This is a genomic window from Arthrobacter sp. NPDC080073 (assembly GCF_040686575.1).
GTDB lineage: Bacteria > Actinomycetota > Actinomycetes > Actinomycetales > Micrococcaceae > Arthrobacter.
The window spans coordinates 85,119-91,200 of record NZ_JBFBKR010000018.1; the positions used below are offsets into that span (position 1 = coordinate 85,119).

At 63.5% G+C, this 6,082-nt stretch carries 5 protein-coding genes; 2 read left to right on the forward strand and 3 right to left on the reverse strand.

Features of this window, described 5'->3' with window-relative positions; translation table 11 throughout:
- Window positions 1–2: 2 nt before the first annotated feature.
- The gene (locus AB0O52_RS18230; RefSeq protein ID WP_364540439.1) at window positions 3–914 is read left to right on the forward strand and encodes a glutaminase; all 912 of its coding nucleotides are present in this window, start codon (window positions 3–5) and stop codon (window positions 912–914) included.
- Here AB0O52_RS18230 and AB0O52_RS18235 read toward each other — a convergent pair.
- Genes AB0O52_RS18235 through AB0O52_RS18245 form a run of 3 tightly spaced genes read right to left on the reverse strand, consistent with a single transcriptional unit; the run spans window position 911 to window position 4,039 of the window.
- Window positions 911–1,675 carry an SDR family oxidoreductase gene (locus AB0O52_RS18235; protein WP_364540442.1) on the reverse strand — a complete coding sequence of 255 codons (765 nt, stop codon included), beginning with the start codon at window positions 1,673–1,675 and terminating at the stop codon, window positions 911–913. The two genes, AB0O52_RS18230 and AB0O52_RS18235, sit on opposite strands and share 4 nt — an antisense overlap.
- 21 nt (window positions 1,676–1,696) lie before the next feature.
- Entirely contained in the window at window positions 1,697–2,455 is a 759-nt protein-coding gene (locus AB0O52_RS18240; protein ID WP_364540445.1) for an aspartate/glutamate racemase family protein, read from the reverse strand.
- A gap of 15 nt (window positions 2,456–2,470) precedes the next feature.
- Window positions 2,471–4,039, reverse strand: a complete 1,569-nt coding sequence (locus AB0O52_RS18245) for an NCS1 family nucleobase:cation symporter-1 (protein ID WP_364540448.1) — start codon at window positions 4,037–4,039, stop codon at window positions 2,471–2,473.
- Between the two features lie 342 nt (window positions 4,040–4,381).
- Between AB0O52_RS18245 and aceE the strand changes: the two genes are divergently transcribed.
- On the forward strand, window positions 4,382–6,082 hold a 1,701-nt coding region (gene aceE, locus AB0O52_RS18250), incomplete at its 3' end, for a pyruvate dehydrogenase (acetyl-transferring), homodimeric type (protein WP_364540451.1).

Here is a 6,082-nt window from a genome sequence, read left to right on the forward strand (position 1 = left end):
CCATGGACCTCCAGAATCTCCTTGACGACATTGTCGGCACGGTTCAGCCCTTGCTCGGCCAAGGAGCGCCGGCAGACTACATCCCGAGCCTGGCCGCGGTGGATACCAAGCAATTCGGCATTTCCGTGGCAACCTCCAACGGCGATCTGTTCTCCTCCGGAGACGCCGACGTGCCCTTCTCGATCCAAAGCATCTCCAAGGTCTACGCCCTCGCCCTGGTGCTGGCCGGGGATGGCGACCGGATCTGGAAGCGCGTGTTCCGGGAACCCTCCGGCAATCCGTTCAATTCCCTGGTGCAGCTGGAACACGAAGACGGAATTCCGCGGAATCCGTTCATCAATGCCGGCGCCCTGGTGGTCACCGACAGGCTGCTCAGCATCGCAGGCAACTCGCCATCTCCCGTCCGGGAATTGCTCCGGCAAGAAAGCGGAAACAGCTCTATCGATGCCGACCCCGAGGTGGCCGCTTCAGAGGCGGCGAACAATCACCGCAACGCCTCGCTGGCGCACTTCCTGGCCAGCTACGGGAACCTCGAAAACCCCGTGAACTCGGTCCTCGAGGCATACATCGACCAGTGCGCGCTCGAAATGAGCTGCACCGATTTGGCCCTCGCGAGCCGGTTCCTGGCCAACAACGGGCTACGCGGAGACGGCACGCCGCTTCTGTCCCCGTCCCAGACAAAGAGAATCAACGCCGTGATGCTCACGTGCGGCACCTACGACGCCGCCGGCGAATTCGCCTACCGCGTGGGACTCCCCGGAAAGAGCGGCGTGGGTGGCGGCATTGTGGCAGTGGTGCCCAACAAATGCACCATCTGTGTCTGGAGCCCAGGCCTTGGCCGATCCGGGAATTCACTGGCAGGCGTCGCCGCCCTCGATGAATTCACCACCCGCACGGGCTGGTCGATTTTCTAGCCACGGCCCACGAATGGCATCCCCGCCGCAGTCACCACCACGGAACCAACGTTGGCCGACGCCGGCATGTTCGCCATCATGAGCACCGCGCGGGCAGCGTCCTCCACGGGAAACATCGGCTCCACGCGCCTGCTTCCATCGGCCTGGAGCGCGCCCGAGCCCACGCCGATGGTGTCCATGATTTCGGTGCAGGTGTTGCCGATATCGATCTGCCCGCAGCTGATTCCGAACGGACGCCCGTCCAGCTCTATGCTCTTGGTCAGGCCGCTCATGGCGTGCTTGCTCACGGTGTACGCGACGGACAAGGGCCTCGGCGAATGGGCGGAGATGGAGCCGTTGTTGATGATGCGTCCGCCTAGCGGGTCCTGCGATTTCATGGTTCGCACGGCCTCGGCCGCGCACAGCATGGATCCGGTGACGTTCACGGCCAGGGTGGCATTCCAATCGGCGACGCTGATCTCATCCACGCTGCCGGGAGGACCGAAGATGCCCGCGTTGTTGAACAGGACATCGACCCTCCCCCAGCGCTGGCGGGCCGCCGCGAAAAGGCGCGCGACGTCGTCGGGCACCGTCACATCGCACGGCACCACGAGCGCCTCGGGGTGGCCGCCGGCAGTCTCGAGAAGCTGCGCTTCCCGCCGTCCGGCGAGGGTAACGCGGTAGCCTTCGGCCAACAGAAGGCGGGCAACCGCCCGCCCGATCCCGGAACCGGCTCCGGTGACGACGGCGACCCGGGGCCGGGTGGGGATGGTTTCGCTCACGCGGTTCTCCTGTTTGTTGAGTCAGTGCGCGGCGGGAGCTTCCGCCGTCGTCGTATCCGTTGTGGTCAGGGGCCAGCCTATGACGGTCTTGGGACGCGGTGTGGCGTAGGTCCGGACCTTGGACGTGGACAGTCCCAGGCGGACGAGCGACTCGGCGATGGTCACGGCGGCGGCGACTCCATCCACCACGGGAACGCCGCAACGTTGGCGGATCTGTTCGTCGAGCCCGGCCATGCCGCCGCAGCCGAGGACGATGACTTCCGCTTTGTCGTCACGCACGGCGCGTTCAGCTTGTTCCACGATGGCTTCGACTGCGCGGTCCGGGAATTCCTCGAGTTCCAGGACGGCCATGCCGCTCGCACGGACGGAGGCGCACCGGTCGTCAAGTCCGGCGAGCTTGAGGCGGTCTTCGATGAGCGGGACCGCGCGGTCCAAAGTGGTAACCACAGAGTATTTGTGGCCGAGGAACATCGCGGTGCTGGCCGCGGCCTCGGTGATGTCGACCACCGGAACGTCCAGGAGCTCCTGAAGTCCCTCGCGGCCGTGCTCGCCGTAGCCGGCCTGGATGACGGCGTCGAACGGTTCAGGGTAGTTGACCACGCGGTCCATCACGGCAATGGCGGCGAGGTAGCTTTCAAAGTTCCCTTCGCAGGAATCGGCGCCGAACCGCGGGGTGATGCCGATGATCTCGGTACCGGGAGCCGCGATGCTTCGCGCCTGGGCTGCGATGGAGTCGGTCATGGATTGTGTGGTGTTGACGTTTGCGACGAGGATGCGCATGTGTTCTTCCTGGCTCTAGTGGTTGCTGACGACGGCGATCGGCTCGCCGGAGACGTCGGTGTGCTGCTGCTTCTTGTCCGCGAACAAGTAGTAGCACAACGCCCCGATGCCTGCGCCGAAGAACCAGGCGAACGGTGCCGCGGCCTCCAGGGCGGGAATGAACGCGATGAGGATGGCGACGACGGCGGCCGGAACCATTGCGGCGATCGCCCGGGGGTTGACTCCGCGCTTGTAGAAGTAGGTGCCCGAAGGGTGGTCCGTGTAGAGGTCGAGGATGTTGACCTTGCCGCGGCGCAGGAGCCAGTAGTCGGCCATGACGACGCCGAACAGCGGGCCGAGCAGCGCGCCGAGTCCGCCCAGGAAGTACACGATCACCAGGGGGTTGTTGTAGAGGTTCCACGGCAGGATGACCAGGCCGATGGTGCCGCTGACCCACGCCGCCTTGCGGAAGTTCAGGTGCTTGGGGAAGAGGTTGGTCAGCGCGTAGACGGGTGCCACGAAGTTCGCCATGAGGTTCACTGCGATGGTCAGGATCAGCAACGCAAGGCAGGCCAGGACGAGGAAGAGCGTATTGGGGATGCTTTGCACGATGTCCGAGGGGCTTTCGATGATCTTGCCGTTGATCTTGTACTGGCCGCCTGCCATGATGACCACGATTGCGCCGAACAGAAGCATGTTGATGGGGATGCCCCAGAAGTTGCCGCGGACAATGGACTTCTTGGAGACCGAGGAACGGGTGAAGTCGCAGAAGTTCAGGACGAAAGTGCCGTAGATGGAGACCCAGAGGGCGCCGCCGGCAAAGATCGTGCGCCACATTTCCCCTCCTTCGAGGCCCTTGATGCCGGACCATTGGATGGCTCCCCCGGCCTCGACGAAGACCCAGATGGCAATGGCGAGCATGGTGGCAAGAATGATGGGGCCGGCGAAGGCCTCGTACTTGCGGATCATTTCCATGCCGAAGCTGACGATGACCAACTGGACAATCCAGAGGGATACGAAAGCGATCCAGCCAAGGGTGGACAGGCCCAGGATCGAGTTGGCGTCCATGTCCTTAAGTCCGGGGAACATCGCGACAAGCATCACGCGGAGCACCACCGAGGCGAGGTAGGTCTGGATTCCGAACCAGGCGATGGCCACAGCGCCACGGACCAGGCTGGCGAGCTGCGCACCCCGGATACCGAAGCTGATCCGGCTCATGACCGGGAAGGGGACGCCGGTCTTCTGGCCCATGAATCCGGAGAAGGTCAAGAGGGTGAACAGCAAGACCGCGCCGATCCCAAGGGCCACGAGGATTTGCCACCCGCCCAGGCCAAGCGAAAAGAGGCCGATGGCGAAAGCGTAGTTACCAAGGCTGTGGACGTCGTTGGCCCAGAGGGTGAAGATGCTGTAGCTGGTCCAGCGCCTGCCCTCTTTCTTGGTGGGGGCGAGGTCCAGGTTATAGAGGCTGGGGCTGATTGCGCGGCCTGCTGCGACGGACGCTACATCGCAGAGGGTTTCATTTCCTACTGACGGATGGACTGAACTGCCTGGCAGTACGGTCTGCTCCGAAGCCGTCGTGACGCCGACTGGGGGAGTCGATTGCATCGTGGATCTCCACTTCTTTGTGGTGCTGCAACTAGGCTTCCGAGACGCTGTGAGAGGGTTTTTTTATTTCGCATCGTGGAATCTAGTTATTGAATAGTGAAATAACTGTATGAGCTAGGTCACCTTTGGTCAAGGGTCGCGCTCCCGACGGCGGTCACAAACGGCAGCGTGGGGCCGCGGGGCCCTGTGGGCGCTAGCCTCCGCCCCACTGGATTGACGCTTGGCGAAGGCATCGCTAATCTCGAACTACAGAATTTTATTCTCACAATACGAAATTTCCATGCACGTTTCAGCGCGCACTACAGTGCAAGCGCCCAGACATTCAATGAAGAGAGGTTGGACGTGGCTGCAGGAGAAGAGACCTCACACATCCTTAGCGGGTTGACTTCCCAGCTGCCTGATCGTGATCCGGAAGAGACTGCCGAGTGGGCTGAGTCTTTGGACGCGTTGATCAGGGAGCAGGGCACGGAGCGGGCGCAGTTCATCATGCGCAGCCTGCTTCAGCGGGCGGGGTCCCAGTCGGTGGGGGTGCCGATGGTGACGACCACCGATTACGTGAACACGATCCCGGCGGACCAGGAAGCGCCGTTCCCGGGCAACGAGGAGTTCGAGCGCCGGTACCGGGCGTACATGCGCTGGAACGCGGCCGTCATGGTGCACCGGGCCCAGCGCTCGGACATCGGGGTGGGCGGGCACATCTCCACCTACGCCGGGGCCGCGACCCTGTACGAGGTCGGCTTCAACCATTTCTTCCGCGGCAAGGACCACCCCTCGGGCGGGGACCAGGTCTTCTTCCAGGGACACGCGTCCCCGGGCATGTACGCCAGGGCGTTCATGGAAGGCCGGCTCACCGAGGAGGACCTGGACGGGTTCCGGCAGGAAAAGTCCAAGCAGGGCCACGCGCTGTCCTCCTACCCGCACCCGCGCCTGATGCCCGCGTTCTGGGAATTCCCGACCGTGTCCATGGGCATCGGCCCGATGAACGCGATCTACCAGGCCCAGTCCAACCGCTACCTGCACGACCGCGGCCTCAAAGACACCTCCGGGCAGCAGGTCTGGGCGTTCCTGGGCGACGGGGAAATGGACGAGCCCGAGTCCCGCGGCCTGCTCCAGCTCGCCGCGAACGAAAACCTGGACAACCTGAACTTCGTGATCAACTGCAACCTCCAGCGCCTGGACGGGCCCGTCCGGGGCAACGGGAAGATCATGCAGGAACTCGAAGCGTTCTTCCGCGGCGCGGGCTGGAACGTCATCAAGGTCGTCTGGGGCCGGGAATGGGATGACCTGCTGGCCAAGGACACCGACGGGTCCCTGGTGAAGATCATGAACGAAACCGTCGACGGGGACTACCAGACCTACAAGGCCGAATCCGGCGGGTTCGTCCGCGAACACTTCTTCGGGAAGACCCCGGCCACCAAGGACATGGTCGCGGACCTGGACGACGAGCAGATCTGGAACCTCAAACGCGGCGGCCACGACTACCGCAAGGTCTACGCCGCGTACAAGGCCGCGACCGAGTTCAAGGGCAAACCCACCGTGATCCTGGCCAAGACCGTCAAGGGCTACGGACTCGGACCCCACTTCGAGGGCCGCAACGCGACCCACCAAATGAAGAAACTCACACTCGCCGATCTGAAAGAATTCAGGGACTACCTCAGGATTCCGATTTCCGATGCCCGATTGGAGGAGGATCCTTACAGGCCCCCGTATTACCACCCGGGCATGGAGGCACCCGAGATCGCCTATCTCCTCGAGCGCCGGGCTGCGCTGGGAGGTTCGGTCCCCGAGCGGCGTTCCAACCATGTGGCCATCGAACTGCCCGAGGCCAAGTCCTACGAGGTCGCCAAGCGCGGCTCCGGCAAGCAGCACGCCGCCACCACCATGGCCTTCGTCCGTCTGCTCAAAGACCTGCTCCGCGACAAGAAATTCGGGCACCGGATTGTCCCCATCGTCCCGGATGAATCCCGGACCTTCGGCATGGACGCGTTCTTCCCCACCGCGAAGATCTACAACCCCAAGGGCCAGAACTACCTCTCCGTGGAC